The 15,917-nt window shown below is 71.4% G+C and carries 16 protein-coding genes; 3 read left to right on the top strand and 13 right to left on the bottom strand.

What is annotated here, in order from left to right:
• Positions 1-3: 3 nt before the first annotated feature.
• Positions 4-429, bottom strand: a complete 426-nt coding sequence (locus ASF44_RS05510; protein WP_056898099.1) for a YciI family protein — start codon at positions 427-429, stop codon at positions 4-6.
• Between the two features lie 146 nt (positions 430-575).
• Here ASF44_RS05510 and ASF44_RS05505 point away from each other — a divergent pair, with 146 nt between their 5' ends.
• Complete coding sequence (locus ASF44_RS05505; protein ID WP_056898098.1) at positions 576-1,322, top strand: hypothetical protein; 747 nt, start codon at positions 576-578, stop codon at positions 1,320-1,322.
• A 4-nt stretch (positions 1,323-1,326) separates the two neighbouring features.
• Here the strand turns inward: ASF44_RS05505 and ASF44_RS05500 are convergent, their stop codons facing one another.
• The 9 genes from ASF44_RS05500 to ASF44_RS05460 all read right to left on the bottom strand — a co-directional run bounded on the left by ASF44_RS05500 (position 1,327) and on the right by ASF44_RS05460 (position 7,917).
• Positions 1,327-1,998: a DUF799 domain-containing protein gene (locus ASF44_RS05500; protein WP_056898097.1), complete on the bottom strand. Its 672-nt coding sequence runs from the start codon at positions 1,996-1,998 to the stop codon at positions 1,327-1,329.
• Positions 1,995-2,390, bottom strand: a complete 396-nt coding sequence (locus ASF44_RS05495) for a DUF4810 domain-containing protein (RefSeq protein ID WP_200930556.1) — start codon at positions 2,388-2,390, stop codon at positions 1,995-1,997. The genes ASF44_RS05500 and ASF44_RS05495 overlap by 4 nt, the downstream gene beginning before the upstream one ends.
• On the bottom strand, positions 2,387-3,061 hold the full coding sequence (locus ASF44_RS05490) for a CsgG/HfaB family protein (protein WP_056898095.1): 675 nt from the start codon (positions 3,059-3,061) through the stop codon (positions 2,387-2,389). Before ASF44_RS05490 ends, ASF44_RS05495 begins: the two co-directional genes overlap by 4 nt.
• A gap of 127 nt (positions 3,062-3,188) precedes the next feature.
• Entirely contained in the window at positions 3,189-3,821 is a 633-nt protein-coding gene (locus tag ASF44_RS05485; protein ID WP_056898094.1) for a hypothetical protein, read from the bottom strand.
• Positions 3,818-4,771: an MlaD family protein gene (locus ASF44_RS05480; protein ID WP_056898093.1), complete on the bottom strand. Its 954-nt coding sequence runs from the start codon at positions 4,769-4,771 to the stop codon at positions 3,818-3,820. Before ASF44_RS05480 ends, ASF44_RS05485 begins: the two co-directional genes overlap by 4 nt.
• Before the next feature lie 2 nt (positions 4,772-4,773).
• Positions 4,774-5,574, bottom strand: a complete 801-nt coding sequence (locus ASF44_RS05475) for an ABC transporter permease (RefSeq protein WP_082524526.1) — start codon at positions 5,572-5,574, stop codon at positions 4,774-4,776.
• A gap of 73 nt (positions 5,575-5,647) precedes the next feature.
• A complete protein-coding gene (locus ASF44_RS05470) occupies positions 5,648-6,604 on the bottom strand; it encodes a tripartite tricarboxylate transporter substrate binding protein (protein ID WP_162243783.1) in 957 nt (318 codons plus the stop codon).
• A gap of 90 nt (positions 6,605-6,694) precedes the next feature.
• Positions 6,695-7,081 (bottom strand): RidA family protein, encoded by a 387-nt coding sequence (locus tag ASF44_RS05465; RefSeq protein ID WP_056898090.1) that lies wholly within the window; start codon positions 7,079-7,081, stop codon positions 6,695-6,697.
• 218 nt (positions 7,082-7,299) lie between these two features.
• A complete protein-coding gene (locus tag ASF44_RS05460) occupies positions 7,300-7,917 on the bottom strand; it encodes a helix-turn-helix domain-containing protein (RefSeq protein ID WP_200930555.1) in 618 nt (205 codons plus the stop codon).
• A 149-nt stretch (positions 7,918-8,066) separates the two neighbouring features.
• Between ASF44_RS05460 and ASF44_RS05455 the strand changes: the two genes are divergently transcribed.
• Entirely contained in the window at positions 8,067-8,669 is a 603-nt protein-coding gene (locus ASF44_RS05455) for a YigZ family protein (RefSeq protein WP_056898089.1), read from the top strand.
• Positions 8,670-8,822: 153 nt separating this feature from the next.
• Complete coding sequence (locus tag ASF44_RS05450; protein ID WP_056898088.1) at positions 8,823-9,446, top strand: Crp/Fnr family transcriptional regulator; 624 nt, start codon at positions 8,823-8,825, stop codon at positions 9,444-9,446.
• A gap of 13 nt (positions 9,447-9,459) precedes the next feature.
• Here ASF44_RS05450 and ASF44_RS05445 read toward each other — a convergent pair whose 3' ends face one another.
• Genes ASF44_RS05445 through ASF44_RS05435 form a run of 3 tightly spaced genes read right to left on the bottom strand, consistent with a single transcriptional unit; the run spans position 9,460 to position 15,869 of the window.
• Entirely contained in the window at positions 9,460-11,604 is a 2,145-nt protein-coding gene (locus ASF44_RS05445) for a TonB-dependent siderophore receptor (protein WP_056898087.1), read from the bottom strand.
• Positions 11,605-11,636: 32 nt separating this feature from the next.
• Positions 11,637-13,751, bottom strand: coding sequence for a TonB-dependent siderophore receptor (locus ASF44_RS05440; RefSeq protein ID WP_082524525.1), 2,115 nt, complete (start codon positions 13,749-13,751; stop codon positions 11,637-11,639).
• Positions 13,752-13,763: 12 nt separating this feature from the next.
• Positions 13,764-15,869 carry a TonB-dependent siderophore receptor gene (locus tag ASF44_RS05435; RefSeq protein WP_056898085.1) on the bottom strand — a complete coding sequence of 702 codons (2,106 nt, stop codon included), beginning with the start codon at positions 15,867-15,869 and terminating at the stop codon, positions 13,764-13,766.
• Positions 15,870-15,917 lie beyond the last annotated feature (48 nt).

Below are 15,917 nucleotides of genomic sequence, written 5' to 3'. Positions count from 1 at the left end.
CGGTCAGCGCTGCGTGGAGGCCTGCGCGCGCAGCCGTTCTTCCTGCGCGCGCAGCGCGGGCGTCAGCGCCTCGCCGAAGTCCTCGGCGTCGAACACCTGGCGGATCTCCAGTTCGGAGTCGCCCGGCATCGGGTTGGGGCAGCGCTTGGCCCACCCGATGGCCTCCTGCAGCGAGGCGCACTTCCAGAGCCAGAAGCCGGCGACGAGCTCCTTGGTCTCGGCGAACGGGCCGTCGACCACCGTGCGCTGCGGCCCCGAGAAGCGCACGCGCGCACCGCGCGAACTGGGGTGCAGGCCCTCGCCGGCCTGCATCACGCCGGCCTGGACGAGCTCCTCGTTGTAGCGGCCCATCGCGGCCAGCAGTTCCGTGCTGGGCATGACGCCTGCCTCGCTGTCGGCCGTGGCCTTGACGATGACCATGAATCGCATGTGTCTCTCCTTGGAAGTTGCGCAAAACATTCTCTTGCGCCTGCACGACGCACGGCGGCCCGCCGTTTCGACACGCGCCGAACTGGCCCGCATTCGCCCGCCATTTCCGGCCCTGCCGGCGCGCATGGCTGGCTATCCTCGTGGCCATGCGCACCGGCACCATCTCCGTCGACAGCGTGCTCGCCCAGGCCCAGGCCAAGCTGGCCAGCAGCACGCAGCAGACCGCATCGGGCGGCAAGTCCGCCGACACCGAGGCGCTCGGCAAGATCTCGCCGGTGCTGGCCCAGGTGCAGGAACGCATCACGGCGCAGTCGCAGACCGTGACGGCCTCGCTGTCGGCGCTGGGCAGCTTCAAGTCCGGCCTGGCCGACCTGGGCACGGCCGCCAAGGGGCTCGGCGCACTGTCGGCCTCGAGCACGCCCGAGGCGGTCCAGGCGGCGCTGGCCAAGCTGGTCACGGCCTACAACGCGACGCTCAAGGGCGCCGCCGCCGCGGGCAGCGATGCGACCGCCCGCACCCAGCGCGCGCTGGACAGCGCGGTCGACGCACTCGACATGCCGCGCGGCAACCTGGCCAGGCTGGGCATCGCCCGCCAGGCGGACGGCACGCTGGCGCTGGACAACGGCGCGCTCGGCAAGGCCCGGTCCGGCGATGCGGCCGGCGTCGCGCAAGCCTTCTCACGCCTGGGCGACAGCCTCGCCAAGGCCAGCACCGAGGCACTGGCCGACGACGGCCGCCTGAACAACTACCTGGACCGGCTGGGCAAGCGCTCGCAGGCGCTCAAGGACCAGCAGGCCGCCGTGCTCAGCACGGCGACCAAGCTCTCGCAGGTCAACAGCGCCAGCAGCAGCCTGAGCGCGATGGCCCTGGCGGCCTACCGCAACGCGGGTTGAGACCTCAGCGCGCGTTGCCGGGCACCTGCCCGTACAGCGGCGAGCGCGGGCCGGGCAGCACACCATCGAGCCGGGGCGCGCCCAGCAGGCGCTGGCCCGCGATGCCGGCGTAGTTGTACGCGGCGTCGGTGCTGGTGTTGATGATCTGGTGCACGATGGCCGTGACCAGCAGGCCGATGAGGCCGCCCTGCGATTGCTGCTGCTCGGCCGACGAAGCCGTGGCCTTGCCGGCCCACAGCTGGGTGCCCGTGCGCAGGTCGACGATGCGGGCCTCGGCCGTCACGCGCGTGTCGCTGGCCAGCACCTGGTAGCTGGTGCCGTACTGCGTGATGCGCAGATACACGGCCGCGTCGGCACCGAAGAACTCGCGCAGCTTCGCCGGCGCAATCGCCTGCGCGTCCTGCGCCGTCTGCACGCCGTTCTGGTGGAAGGTCTCGTTCACCAGCGCGACCGGCAGCACGTAGTAGCCCGCCTCGGCCAGCGGCAGCGTGGTGTGCGACCACAGGCCGGCCGTGGCGTTGATGTCGGGCGAATCGTTGAGCGGTGGCAGCACCAGCAGCGTGGCCGGCTTGGCCTGCTGGAAGGCGCTGTAGTCGTAGGGCGCGCGCTGGCTGGCGCAGCCGGTCAGCAGCAACAGGCCGGCAGCGGCGGCCAGGCTGGCAAGGCGGATCTTCATGACGGGTTTCCGTTGGTCGGTGGGGCCACGGCGCCGCCGTCGAGCCGCCTGAGCAGTTGGTTCATGTAGGGCGCCGACTCGGGGAAGGCCACCTTCTCGGCCTGCCAGCTGGCACGCGCCTGGTCGGCCGCGCCGACCGACAGCTGCAGCATGCCCAGGTGCGCACGGAAGCCCGGCGGCAGCGCGGCGCCCGCGGCGCGCGCCTTCTCGGCCTGGGCCTGCATGGCCTGGATCTGCGCATTGGCGTCGGCACCCGTGCGCTGCAGCACCTCGTACTGCTGGCGCGGGAAGCCGTCCCAAAGGTACAGCGGCTTGTTCGGCGCCGCGCAGGCCGACAGCAGCAGCGCACCGGCGAGCGGCAGCGCCCGCCACATCGAGGACGTGCGGCTCACTTGCGCTCCTGGCCCCAACGGCCGGCATCGCGGCCGGCCACGAGCGCGTCCACGGCCTCGCGCATGGCGAGGTCCAGCACCTTGCCGTTGAGCGTGGCGTCGTAGCCGGCGGTGCCGCCGAAGCCCAGCACTTCGCGGTTCGACAGCGCGTACTCGCCGGCGCCGCCGGCCGAGAACACCACTTCGGAGGTCAGCGTGTTGACCACGTTGAGCGTGATCTTGGCGTAGGCCACCTGCTCCTTGCCGCGGCCCAGGATGCCGAACAGCTGGCGGTCGCCCACGTCCTTGCGGCCGAACTCGGTGATGTCGCCGGTGACCACGTAGGAGGCACCGCGCAGCTGCTGCGCCTGGCCCTGCAGCCGGGCCTCCTGCGCGGCTTCGGCCATGTTGTCGCGGTCCAGCACCGAGAAGCGCTGCGACTGCTGCAGGTGCGCGATCAGCGTGGTCTTGGCCTGGCTGCCGAGCCGGTCCACGCCATCGGAGAACACGCCGCGCATGAAGCTGGAACGGTTGTCGAACTTGCCGACCGCGACCGGCAAGCGCGGGCCGCTGTAGGGCGTGGCGGCGGAAGCGACCTGCGCCACCGCGACGGTGCGCGAACTTTCGGTGGCGCAGCCCACCAGGGCGAGCGTGGCCAATGCGGCCAGAGAGACGGCCAGGCGTCGTTGCATGGGAAAAACTCCGGTTCAGGGGGAAAGGGACCGTCCATTGCGGCCGGGCGCGCGATTGTAGACAGGGGCCGTGGTTCGTCGCATCGAATGCAATGCGCGGACTCAGGCCGCGCGCCTTGCCCAACGGTCAATCGACCAGCTGGATGCGCCTGCGGATGCGCTCGGCCGCCCCCGCATCGCCAGCCGCCTGCGCCCCGCGCAGCTGCGCGCCCAGCCAGGCCAGCAGCGGCCGGCGCCAGCCTTGGGCGGTGGCGGCCTGGACGGCGGACGCGACATCGGCCGGCGTGGCCCGGCCCTGGCGCAGCCGCACAGCGGTGCCGACCAGCCGGGCCAGCGGCTCGGCGTCCGGCGCCACGGGGCCGCCGGCCGCCACGGCCCGGTGCTGGGCCGGCAGCAGCGCCATCTGCGCGGGCGTGGCGGTGCCGTACAGGAAGGCCGCATAGGCCTGCTCGGGCGCCTCGGCGTCCTGGGCCAGCGCCGCGTAGGCCGGGCAGCCGTCCAGGTCCAGGCTGGCCACGCGCGCGGCGCACAGCACCAGTTCGGCCCGCGCCAGCAGGGCCGGCTGGCCGGTGCGCGCGATCTCGCTGCGTGCGCGGGCCATCTCGGCCTGGGCCACACGCGCCTCGCCATTCAGCGTGGCGGCCACGGCGGCCTGCAGCGCGCCCTGCGCGTTGGCCTGCCAGTCGGGCACGGGCGGGCGCGCCGCACAGCCTGCCAGCACCAGGGCGGCCAGGCAGGCGACGGGCAGCGCCGCCCTCATGGCAACTTGATCTCCGTGTCGCGCGCGAACGGCCACTTGCGGTTGACCTCGCCCAGCAGCGCATCCACGCGCCGCAGGCTGCGTTCGACCTCGGCGCGCAGCGGCGCCAGGTCGGCCGTGGCCACGCGGGCATTGGCGCCCACGGCCTGCGCCTCGACCAGCACGGCGTCGAGCTTCTGCAGGCTCGCGCGCGCATCGGCCAGCAAGGCGCTGGCCTGGCGCAGCGTGGCCTGGGCGTCGTCGGCCATGCCCTTCTCGCCGAACAGGCGCCGGTCGGCGTTGCCCACCAGCTGGTCGGTGCGGCCCAGCAGCGCGTTGGCGCGGTCCAGCGCCGTGACCAGCTTCTTCGCGTTGTCCTCGCCGCCCAGGGCGGCGCCCAGCACGCCGTAGCGGCCGTTGAGGCCTTCGCTCAAATGGCGCAGGTTGGCCAGGCTGGCGTCCACATGGCTACCCTCCTGCGTCAGCCGTTCGAGGTTGCCCACCAGCGTCTGCATGGTGGCCACCAGGCGCGGGATCTCGGCGCTCACGTCGCCGCGCAGCACGGGGCGTTCGGCATCCGGCGGCAGCGGCGGATCGCCCAGCACACCGGTGAAGGCCCGCAGCCGGGCTTCGCCGACCAGGCCGCGCTCCAGCGTGTAGATGCTGGAGCTGCGCAGCCAGCCGACGTCCTTGGTCGCCACGGCCACCACGATGCGCACCTTGGCGTCATCGGCCAGCTCGATGCGGCGCACGCGGCCCACCGGAAATCCGGCGAAGGTCAGGTCCATGCCCACGCTCACGCCCTCGGAATCGTCGGCCAGCAGCCGCAGCTCCTGTGTCTCCTCGAACACGCCGCGCGCATAGAGCAGATAGGCCACGGCGCCGCACAGCAGCACCAGCACCAGGGCCAGCAGCACGCCGGCCTTGAAGCCCACGTTGCGCGGCGGCGGAGCGTCCTGCAGGTCGTCCATGGCTACAGGAACTTCAGCGCCAGCGAGGCCGCCTGCAGCAGCACCAGCACCGCCAGCACGCGCCGCGTGCCGCTGCGCACCGCGAAGCCGCCGGCGCGGCGTTGCGCCATCGGTTCCTGCAGCGCACTGGCCAGCGGCACCACGGCCACGGTGAGCGCGAACAGCGCGGTCTTGAGCGCCAGCGCCAGGCCCACGGCCGGATCGAACACCCGGCCCACCATGCGCGTGTAGGCCTCGAAACCCCAGGGCGAGACGCCATACACCACGGTGTAGGCCAGCAGCAGTGCCAGCACGCCGCTGGCGATCGCCAGGGCCAGCACCGCGAAGCCGAGCGCCAGCACGCGCGGCACCAGCTCCAGCCGCCAGCGCGCGGCCGCGATGGCCTGCGGCGCCAGGCCGCCCGCCGCGTCGGGCGTGGGCAGCAGGTCGCCGGCCAGCGCCACGCGCAGCAGCACGAACAGCGCCGCGCCCAGCGGCACGAACTCGAGCACCAGCACGCGCACCACCATCTCCAGCGCGAACTGCGACAGGCCGTAGCTCTGCGCCGTGACCACCAGCGTGCGGATCAGCGCCAGGCTGATCAGGGCGCTCAGCAGCGCGAACCAGGGCAGCGCCAGCCAGGTCGTGGCATGCAGCAGGCGGGCGGTGGCGGCGCGGCTGCGCGCGTCGTGGCTGGACGGCGACAGCGCATAGACCGCCGCCACGGCACCGAACAGCAGCACGGCCCCCCACTGCGCGAACGTGCGCCGGACGCGCCCGCCCGATGGCATGTGCGCTGGCGGAAACGGAAGGCTGGCGGGCATCGGACGATGATAGCGAGCGGGGTCTGCGCACCCGGCGCCCACCCGTACGCCGCCTGGGGCTGCCGCGCTGCGCCTAGTCGATGACGGCGCCCGAGGTCTGCACCATCTCCTTCCAGCGCGGTGCGTCCGCCGCGAGCAGCGCGCGCGTGGCGTCCACGCTGGCGGTGGTGGCCAGCACCAGGCCAGCCGTCTTGAGCCGGGCCGCGAGCTCGGGCGTGGCGGCCTGCTGCACGCCCTCGAAGATGGCCTGCACGACGGCCGGGTCCATGCGGGCCGGCCCGGTCAATGCATTCCAGGACTGCAGGTCGAGGTCGCCCAGCCCCAGGTCGGCGAACTCGCCCAGGCCCGGCACCTCCGGCATGATGGGGCTGCGCTCGCGGCTGCCGACGGCCAGCGCGATGAGCTTGCCCGAGGCGATGTGCGGCATCAGCGCCGGCATGAAGTCGAACACCATGTCGATCTGTCCGCCCAGCAGGTCGGTCAGGGCCGGCGCGCCGCCGCGGTAGGGCACGTGCAGGATGTTGGCGCCCGAACGCCTGGCCACGGTGGCGATCAGCAGGTGCGCCGGCGAGCCGTTGCCGGCCGAGCCCTTGGTCAGCTGGTTGCCGGGCTTCTTCGCCCATTGCAGCAGGCTGCGGAAATCGGTCCAGCCGTTCTTCTTCGCGCGTTCGGGCGTCACGCAGCACACCACGGTGGAGGTGACCAGGCGCGCGATCGGCGTGAAGTCGCGCATGCCGTCGTAGGGCGGCTTGGCCATCATGAGCGGCAGGGCCGTGAACAGCGAGACGTTCAGCACGCCCAGCACGCTGCCGTCGGGCGCGCCGTCCTTCACGGCCTGCATGCCGATCGCGCCGTTGGCACCGCCGCGGTTGTCGATGACGACCGGCTGGCCCGTGGCCGCGGTGTAGGCCGTGGCCCAGTTGCGGCCGATGGCGTCGGCCGCGCCGCCGGCCGGATACGGCACGACCCAGCGCATCGGCCGGCCTCCCGGCAGGATCTGCGCCTGCAGGGCAGCGGGCAAGGCAAGCATGAGGGGCAGAAAGGAACGGCGGCTCAGCATGGTAGGTCCTGCAAGGGTGGTGGGGAAATCAGCAACGCCGCACGCGCGGGACGCGGCGGCTCAGTCGGTGCCCAGGTAGGCGGTCGCATCGATCTCCACCAGGCAGTCGGGCGAACCGAGGCCGCTGACGATGGCGGAGACGCGGTGCGGCGGGTCTTCGGCGAAGTTGGCGAAGTACACCGCGTTCATGGGCGCCCAGTTGGCGCGGTCGGTCACGTAGACCGTGCACTTGACCACGTCGCGCAGGCTGCCGCCGGCCTGCTCGACCAGCACGCGGATGTTGTCGATGGCCTGCTGGGTCTGCGCCTGCACGTCGCCCACGGCGAACTGCCCCTGCAGGTCGCGGCCGGTGCAGCAGACGAACAGGAAACCGCCCGCGAGCGTGGCCTGCGCGAAAGGCAGCGAGGGTTTGAAGACACGGTCGGAGGCAATGGCGCGCTTGGGCATGGCAAGGGGCTTTCAGGCGTTGAACAGTTGGAACAGGGCAGGCGTCATGTTCGGTGCACAGCGGCGCCACCGACCAAGCAGGTTCCGCGCCAGACTTACACGAACATGAAAATTTCACTCAGAAATTTCACGCAACCTAATCCAGGCGCGGGTTTCGCGCCAGCGCGCAAGCCCTGGACTGGCGTGCCCCCGGCGCCCGACCTGCACCGCAAAAGGGATCAGTAGGACGGCGGCGTGACGACCCAGACCAGTTCGGTGCGGGTGTCGCCCGGGTTGCGGTAGCGGTGCGGCAGCGTGCTGGCAAAGCTGAAGCTGTCGCCCTCGGCCAGCGCGAAGAACTGCGTGCCCACCCACAGCTCGAGCCGGCCGCGGATCACGACACCGGCCTCGTCGCCGGCATGGCGGTAGGCCTCGCCGCTGTCGGCGCCGGGCTCCATGACGGACCACAGCAGCTCCAGCGGTCCGTCCAGGTTGGGCGAGAGCAGGAAATCGGCGATGCCGCTGGCAAAAGGCAGTTGGCGGCGCTGGGCCTTGCGCACCACGGTGCCGCCGTCGGAGGGTGCCGCGTCGCCCGGCGGAAAGAACCAGTTGATCTGCACGCCCAGCGCCTGCGCGATCGCGTGCAGGTCGCTGATGGTGGCCTGGCTGATGCCGCGCTCGACCTGGCTCAGGAAGCCGATGGACTTGCCGCAGGCCTGCGCCAGCGCCTGCAGCGACAGGCCCTTGGCCTTGCGCAGGCTCTTGATCTCCGGGCCGATCCAGCCCATCGGATCCGGCGGTGCGGCCGGGGCCGCTGCGGCGGCCACCCGCCTGCGCGGTGGGCGGGGCGTGCTCATGCGGCGAAGGCGTGAATGCGGGTCACCGGAATTTCACGGGAGTGAATCGGAAGCGGCCAGTGTAGTGGCGGGCCCGCGCCGCGCAGGCCCGCCCGCGCGCCGCAGGTGCTCGACGGTACTGGATGGCAGCGGCTGGGTAAGCTCGGCCCATGCCGCAGTCGATCGCCCGCCCCGCCCAGCACGAACTCGTCATCAAGAAGAGCCGTTTCCTCGGGCAGGTGCAGCCGGTGGCCGACCGCGCCGAGGCGCTGCGGGTGGTCGCGGGGCTGCGCAGCGAGCACCCTGGCGCCGCCCATGTCTGCTGGGCGCTGCTGGCCGGCGGCGACTCTGCCGCGGTGGACGACGGCGAGCCCGGCGGCACCGCCGGCCGCCCCATGTTGCACGTGCTGCGCCAGCAGGACCTGGACGGCGTCCTGGCCACGGTGGTGCGCTACTTCGGCGGCGTGAAGCTGGGTGCCGGCGGCCTGGTGCGCGCCTACACCGATGCCGTGGCGCAGGCGCTGCTGCTGGCCGACAAGGTGGCGCTGGTGCGCTGGCAGCCGCTGGCCTGCGTGCTGCCCTATGCGCTGGAGGGTGGCGTGCGCCGTGCGCTCGAGGCGGCCGGTGCGCGCAGCCTGGCGGTGGAGCACGGGCCGCTGGTGCACATGCGCTTCGAGGTGGCGGGCGACGCCGAAACCGCGTTGCGCGAGCGGCTGGACCAGCTGGGCCAGGGCCGCATCGGCTGGCCCGACACCCGACGCGCGAGCCTCTGACCGCGCCAGCCTGAACGCGCCAGCCTGCGACCGCGCAATCCCCTGGCCGCGCAGCCCTTCCACAGCGCACGCCACCGGATGCGCACACCGCTGAATGCGCAAGTCTTGCGCTAGCGCAAATGCCGCGACGCCGCCGTGGTCCACAGTGCCGCCATGCCCTTGTCCGCAGCCCTGTTGCCCGACGCATCGCCCCGCAGCGCGGCGCCCGGCGAACTGCTGGCCGCCCGCTTCGCCGTGCCCAGCACGGCGCTGTACCTGCACAGCGGCCGGGTGGTCGCCGGCCTGCTGCAGCGCGGCGTGCTGCGCCACCGGCTGGTGGCGTTCGAGGCGCCGTGCTGGCTCGATGCGGCCTCCGCCTTGCTGGAGCTGCCCTCGCCCTGCGACTGGGTGGCCGAGACGCAGGTGGCCCTGCGCGCCCTGCCCGCGGCCACGCTGCGCCGATGGCACGCCACGCTGCCCGAAGCCGCAGCCCGCATGCTGACCGACCTGGCCCGGGCCCAGCGCCGCCAGGCCGAGGCCACGCTGGCCCTGCTGGTGCAGGACGCCGAGGCACGCTGCGCCCAATGGCTGCTGCAGCATGCCCGGCGCGCCGACGACGGCCGCGTGGGCATCGCGCTGCAGCAGCGCAAGCGCTCCATCGCGGCCCAACTGGGCATGGCGCCCGAGACCTTCTCGCGCGTGCTGCGCAACCTGCGCGAACGCGGGCTGGTGCTGCAGAGCGGTGCGCTGCTGCTGCTGCCCGATCCGGACGGGCTGCAGCAGATCGCCGCGGGCTGAAGCGCAGCGCGCGTCAGAACCGGTAGGTCGCGCTGGCCACGATGTTGCGGCGCGCGCCCCACCAGCAATCGCCACGCGCCAGGCAGGTGCTCACATAGGTCTTGTCGGTCGCGTTGTTCGCGTTCAGCGCGAAGCGCCAGGTGTCCGTGTCGTAGGCCAGCATCAGGTCGAGCAGCGTGACCGAGGGCACGCGCGGGCCGGGCGGGCCCCCCTGCGCATCGACGAAGTCGCCCATGTAGCGCAGGCCGGCGCCGACGGAAAAGCCCGTGACGCCCGCGATGGCGAAGCGATGCTTGGCCCAGACGGAGGCCTGGTGGCGCGGCGTGCCTTCCAGCTTGCGGTCGGCGTCGAGGTAGTTGTAGTGCGCGATGACGTCCGTGTTCTTGCCCACGGTCGACTTCAGTTCAAGCTCCACGCCCTTGTTGAGCGTCTGGTCGAGTTGCCGGCCGAAGCGCACCGGGTCGGTCGTGTCGGAGACGGTGCGGTTCTTCTCCTTGAGCCGGTAGACCGACGCGGTGAACGCCACGGGCACACCGTCGGGCAGGTACTTCACGCCCGCCTCGACCTGCTCGCCGCGCAGGGGCTTGAACAGCCCGCCGGTGATCGTGCGCCCGCCCTGCGGCGTGAACGACTCGGTGTAGCTCAGGTAGGGCGACCAGCCCGCCGGCAGCGCGTACATCAGGCCCAGGCGCTTGGTCGTGGCAGTGGTGGTTTCGCTGTCGCCGCCATCGGTGCTGGCCGTGGCGCGGTCGTGCCGCAGGCCGGCGACGAAGATCCAGCGGTCCAGCTTCATCTGGTCCTGCAGGTAGATGCCGACGTTGCGCTGCGTGGTGCTGCGCGTGTTCGGCAGATCGCCGCGATCGGGCAAAGCCACGCCATAGACCGGCGCATAGGCGTCGATCACGCTGAACTGGGCATCGCTCTCGCGCACGTGCTCGCGCTGGCGCGAATAGTCCAGCCCGGTCAGCAGCGTGTGCTGCATTGCGCCGGTCTGCAGCCGGCCTTCGGCATGCGTGTCCGCGCCCGTCATGCGGGTGCGCGTGATGCCGCGGCCGTAGATGCGCTGGATGAGCCGCTGGTTGACCGGGTCCACGCTCCAGCCGCCGGCGGCCACGTCGGCGCCATTGCCGAAGAAGTTCGCGTAGAAGTAGTCCGAGTCGTTCTCGTTGCGCGAGGTGCGCAGGTTCTGGCGCAGCGTCCACTGGTCGTTGAACCTGTGCTCGAACTGCCAGCCGAAGGACTTGCGGTCGCTGTCATAGCGGTCGCCGGGCTCGCCGATGAACCGGCTGGTCGGCAGCTGGCCGTTCGGGTTGGACAGCAGCGTGCCGGCCCAGGGGAAGAACTGCGAGGTGCTGCCCGTTTGGTCCTTCTGCCAGAAGCCCTGCAGGATCAGCGACGTGGCCCCGTCCGGCCGCCAGGCGAGCGAAGGCGCGATCACCGTGCGGTCGTCGGGCACATGGTCGACCTGGGTGTCGGCCTTGCGGTGCAGCGCGACCAGGCGGTAGGACCACTGCTCCGACAACGGCCCCGTCAGGTCGGCCTGTACCTGCTTGCGGTTCCAGCTGCCGAACTGCACGCCCACTTCGCGCTGCGCTTCCTGCAAAGGCCGTTTGCTCACCATGTTCACCACGCCGGCCGCCGTGCCGGCGCCGAACAGCATGCCGGCCGGCCCGCGCAGGACTTCGATGCGTTCCATGGTGTAGGGGTCGGGCCGCGTGGTGCTGGTGTACCAGCCGGCCGAGTTCTGCTGCAGCCCGTCCAGGTAGATGCTCGGCTCGGTGCCGCGGATCTTCACCGAGTCGGCGCGAGAGTCCAGGCCGTAGGCGTCCGAGCGCACGCCGGCCGCATACGCCAGCGCGTCCTGCAGGTTGGTGGCGCCTTGGTCGATCAGTTGCTCGCGCGTGACCACGGTGACGGACTGCGGCGTCTCGGCCAGCGGGGTGTCGGTCTTGGTGGCGGTCACCGCGCGCTTGGCGCGGTAGCCGACGACGGGCGACGTGGCGGTCTCGCGCTCGGCGTTGGCGTTGACGCGGATCTCGCCGAGCGTGCCGGCCGTGGCGGGCGCAGCCTGCTGCGCGAACGCCGGCATGGTGTTGGCGAAGGCCAATGCTGCCAGGGTGGCGGCGCGGCGTGCGAAGGGAGCTTGTGCAATGGTCATGGTGTTGCAGAACGTCGATGAGGAAAGGGGTGTCACCAGCTGTAGCGCGCCGTCAGCGTGGCGTTGCGCTCGTCGCCGTAGAAGCAGGCATAGGTGCAGTCGGCCACGTAGTTCCTGTCGGCCAGGTTCTTCACGTTGAGCGCGAAGCGCCACGGCCCGGTCTCGTAGCGCAGCGCCGCATCGACCAACGTGAACGACGGCACGTTCAGGCCCGCCACCGCGGTGGCCTGCGCGCCCACGCGCCGCACGCCCAGGCCGGCCGACAGGCCTGGCACCGCCGCGAAGCGGTGGTCGACCCAGACCGAGGCCGTGTTGCGCGGCACCGAGGTCGGCCGCGTGCCCAGGTTGGCGGTGTTGCTCTTGGTGACGCGCGCATCGATCGCGCCCAGTGCGGCCGTGACGTCCCACTGCCGGTCCAGGCTGGCGCGCGCTTCCAGCTCGAAGCCCCTGGAGCGGATCTCGCCGGTCTGGACCGAGAAGCCCGCATGGTCCGGGTCGCGTGTGGAGACGTTGGTCTGCGTGAGCTCGTAGACCGCGGCGGTGACCAGCAGGTTGGTGCCCGACGGTTCGTACTTGAGGCCCAGCTCGTGCTGCGTGCCTTCGGTCGGCTTGAACGGTGTGCCGAAGAAGTCCGTGCCCGATGACGGCTGGAACGAGCGCGTGTAGCTGTAGTAGGGCGCCAGGCCGTTGTCGAAGTGGTACAGCAGGCCTGCGCGCGGCGTGAAGGCGTGCGAACGCGCGTCCGTGGACGAGGATGCGCCAGTGGCCGAAACGGAGCGGCCGTCGTTGCGTGCCTTGTCGTAACGCGCCCCGAGCAGCGCGACCCAGCCCGCGCCGAGCTTGATCTGGTCCTGCAGGTACAGGCCCAGTTGCCGCGCCGACGTCGACGACTGCGAGCCCGCGGCATCCAGGTTCACGCCGCTGCCGTAGAACGGGTTGTACAAGTCGAGCGCGGCCGCCGTGCCGGTGCGCTGCGCGCGCGTGAAGTCGCGGTCGCTGAAGTCCAGCCCCGCCACCAGCAGGTGTTGGAACGATCCGGTCGCGAACCGGCCCTGCACCTGGTGGTCCAGGCTCCAGCCGTCGTCGGTGTCGTAGCGCGCGTACGGCGTGCGGATCACCGTGCGCAAGCCGGTCCGGGCGTCGGCCCGGCTGTCGATGGAGGCGTAGGCGTTGTCCGAGGTGTAGTCGAACACCAGCAGGTTCTGCTTGAGCGTCCAGTCCGCGTTCAACCGGTGCTCCAGCAGCCAGCCAGCGGTCCTGCCTTCGGTGTCGAACTTGTCGAAGCCCGGTTCGCCGACGAACAGTTCGCGTGCGATGCGGCCGTTGGGGTTGGGCAGCAGCGTGCCGTCGTACGGCTTGCCGTAGTCGTAGTTGCTCTTGCCCTTGTTGTAGCCCGCCAGGAGCAGGAGGTCGGTGTCGGGCGTGAGCTTCCACGCCAGGGCCGCATTCAGCAGCCGCCGGTCGTCGGCGATCTGCGACACCATGGCATCGGCACTGCGCGCCAGCGCCGTGATGCGGTAGCTCACGCGGCCGTCCTCGCTCAGCGGGCCGGCCAGGTCGACGGCGGCCTGGCGCCGGTCCCAGCTGCCCACCTGCAGCTCGACCTCGCGCAGCGGCGTGGCCGTGGGCCGCTTGCTGACGAGGTTGATGATGCCGCCCGGCGCGGCCTGGCCGTACAGGATGGACGCCGGGCCCTTGAGCAGCTCGATGCGCTCGAACGCGTACAGCTCCATCGCGCCCGACAGCGAGTTGATCGGGAACTTGCTGCCGTTCACATACAGCGGCGCCGAACCCGTCACGTTGAAGCCGCGCACCGTGAAGCTGGTCGAGATGCGGCGCTGCGAGCCGCCCGACAGCGGCGTGATGCCGGCCGAGTAGCCGAAGGCCTGGTCCAGCGAGTCGGCAGCCTGGGCTTCGACCTGCTCGCGCGTGACGACGGTGATGGACTGCGGCGTCTCGACGAGGGCCGTATCGGTCTTGGTGCCGGTGGCGCTGCGCTTGGCGACGAAGCCCCTGGCCGGGCCGCTGGCGGTCTCGCCCTCGGCCGTGACCTTGACCTCGGGCAGCGTGGCGCTAGCCTGGGCCCAGGCGGCTGGCCCCGCCAGCGCCGCGGCCAGCAGCACTGGCGTTGCGGTGGTTCCTCTCATCCCTCTCTCCTCTCAGTAGCGAAGCTTCAGTGCCAGCACCGCGCTGCGCGGCGTGCCGTAGAAGTTCTGCCGGCCCAGGCCGGCGACCTTTTCGTAGTAGGTCTTGTCGAACAGGTTGTCGACCGTCAGGCCCAGCTCGACGTGGTCATTGAAGGCGTATCCCAGCTGCAGGTTGGCCAGGGCGTAGTTGCCCGACACCAGGCGCAGGCTGCCGGCCTGCGCGTAGAAGCTGCTGCGCCATGAGACGCCGCCGCCGACGCTGAAGCCACGCAGCGCGCCATCGCGGAAGGCGTAGCGGCTCGACAGGTTGACCACGTGCTTGGGCGTGGCAGGTGCGAACGCCAGGCCCAGCTGCGCGGCAGGGGCCTTCAGGTATTCGGTCTTCGTGTACGCGTAGCCGGCCAGCACGTCCCAGCCGGGCGCGATCTGGCCGCTGGCTTCCAGCTCCAGCCCTTCGCTGCGCACCTCGCCGCCGGGGATGTAGGCGGTGCTGACCACGGGATCGGCCATGGCGCGGTTGGCATCGTCGATGCGGAACAGCGCCGCCTGGGCCTGCAGCCGCTTGTTCAGGAACTCGCCTTTCATGCCGACTTCCACCTGCTTGGCGCTGCGCGCTGGCAGCAACTGGTTGCGGCTGTCGAGCTGGCTCTGCACGACGAAGCTCTCGGCGTAGCTGGTGTAGGCCGTCAGTTGCGGCGTGAGGTCGAACAGTGCCGCCAGGTTGGGCGTGAATTGGCGTCCGGGCTTGCTGCGCGCGGTGACCTGGCCATCGCTGTTGCGCTGCACTTCGACTTCGGCCCAGCTCATGCGGCCGCCTGCCAGCAGGCGCAGCCGCTCGGTCACGCTGAACTGCGCCTGGCCGTAAAGCGCCGTCTTGCTGCGCGTGGTGGTGCTCGTGAAGCCGGGAAGAGTGATCTGCGGATAGGCCATGTCGATGTAGGCCGGCGCGAAGATGTTGAAGATCGAGCGCGGGCCGTAGGCGAAGTTGCCCTCGCCGCTCTCGCGCTCGTTGCGGTTCAGGCCCAGCAGCAGCCGGTGCTCGCGCCCGGCCAGCGTGAACGGCGTGGCCAGGTACAGGTCGGCGCTGCGGTCCTTGAGCTGGCCCTTGAGGTCCACCGTCTCGAAGGCGAAGTTGCCATTGGCGGCAACCGCGCCGTTGGCGCGGCCCGAGCGGTAGAAGTTGTCGCGCCGCACGTCGCGCAGCGCAGCCTTGACGGTGCCGCCGTTGCCCAGCCGATGTTCGAGTTCGGCGAACACGTCGCGCGTGTCCATGTCCTGCCGGTTGGAACGCGTGCCCACGACGGTGCTGCGCGGCACGTCGAGCAGCTCGCCGGTGGCATAGGCCGGCAGGCCCTGGTCGACCATGGAGCGCACGCGCTGGCGCGTGGCACCGACCGACAGCGTGGTCGAAGGCGCAAGGTCCAGTTCCAGCGTGCCGTAGGCCGCGTGCTTGTTGGAGAACAGCAGGTCGACGAAGCTGTCGCGCCGGTCTTCCACCACCACCACACGGCCGCGCAGCGTGCCGGCGGCGTTCAGCGGGCCGGTGATGTCGGCGTCCACGCGACGCAGGCCGAACGAGCCCAGCTGCGCACCACCGCCGACCCGCAGCGTGCCCAGCGCGCGCTTGCGCACCAGGTTGACCGCGCCGCCGGGCTCGCCAGCGCCTTGCAGCAGGCCGGCCGGTCCGCGCAGCACTTCCACGCGGTCATACAGCGCCAGGTCCAGCGCCGTGGCGTAGTTGGGGCCCTGCGCGATGGGCAGGCCGTCCAGCAGCACGGCACCGATGTCGAAGCCGCGCGCCTGGATGCTGTTGTAGTTGCCGGCGCCGTCCAGCCGGGTGATGTTGACGCCGACCGTGGACTTGAGCGCGTCCTCCAGCTTGGTGAGGTTGCGGTCGTCCAGCTGCTGGCGCGTGATGACGCTGACGGACTGCGGCGTCTCGCGCGGCGACAAGCCGGTCTTGCCGATGTCCAGCTCGCGCGCGGTGTAGGTGCCCTCGGTGGTCGTGCCACTGTCGGTGACGCGCACCTCGGGCAGCGCCTGCGCGGCGGCGGTTGCGCACCAGGCCAGCAAGGCCAGTGCAGTGACGGCCCGCGGGCCGGCGATGTCGTGCGACATGAAAAGCTCCCTCCAATACTGGGTTTGGAGCAAGACACGTGGCGGCGG

Source organism: Pseudorhodoferax sp. Leaf274, assembly GCF_001422445.1.
Classification (GTDB): domain Bacteria; phylum Pseudomonadota; class Gammaproteobacteria; order Burkholderiales; family Burkholderiaceae_C; genus Pseudorhodoferax.
Note: the sequence above shows the minus strand (reverse complement) of the source record. Positions and strands in the feature narration are given on the sequence as shown.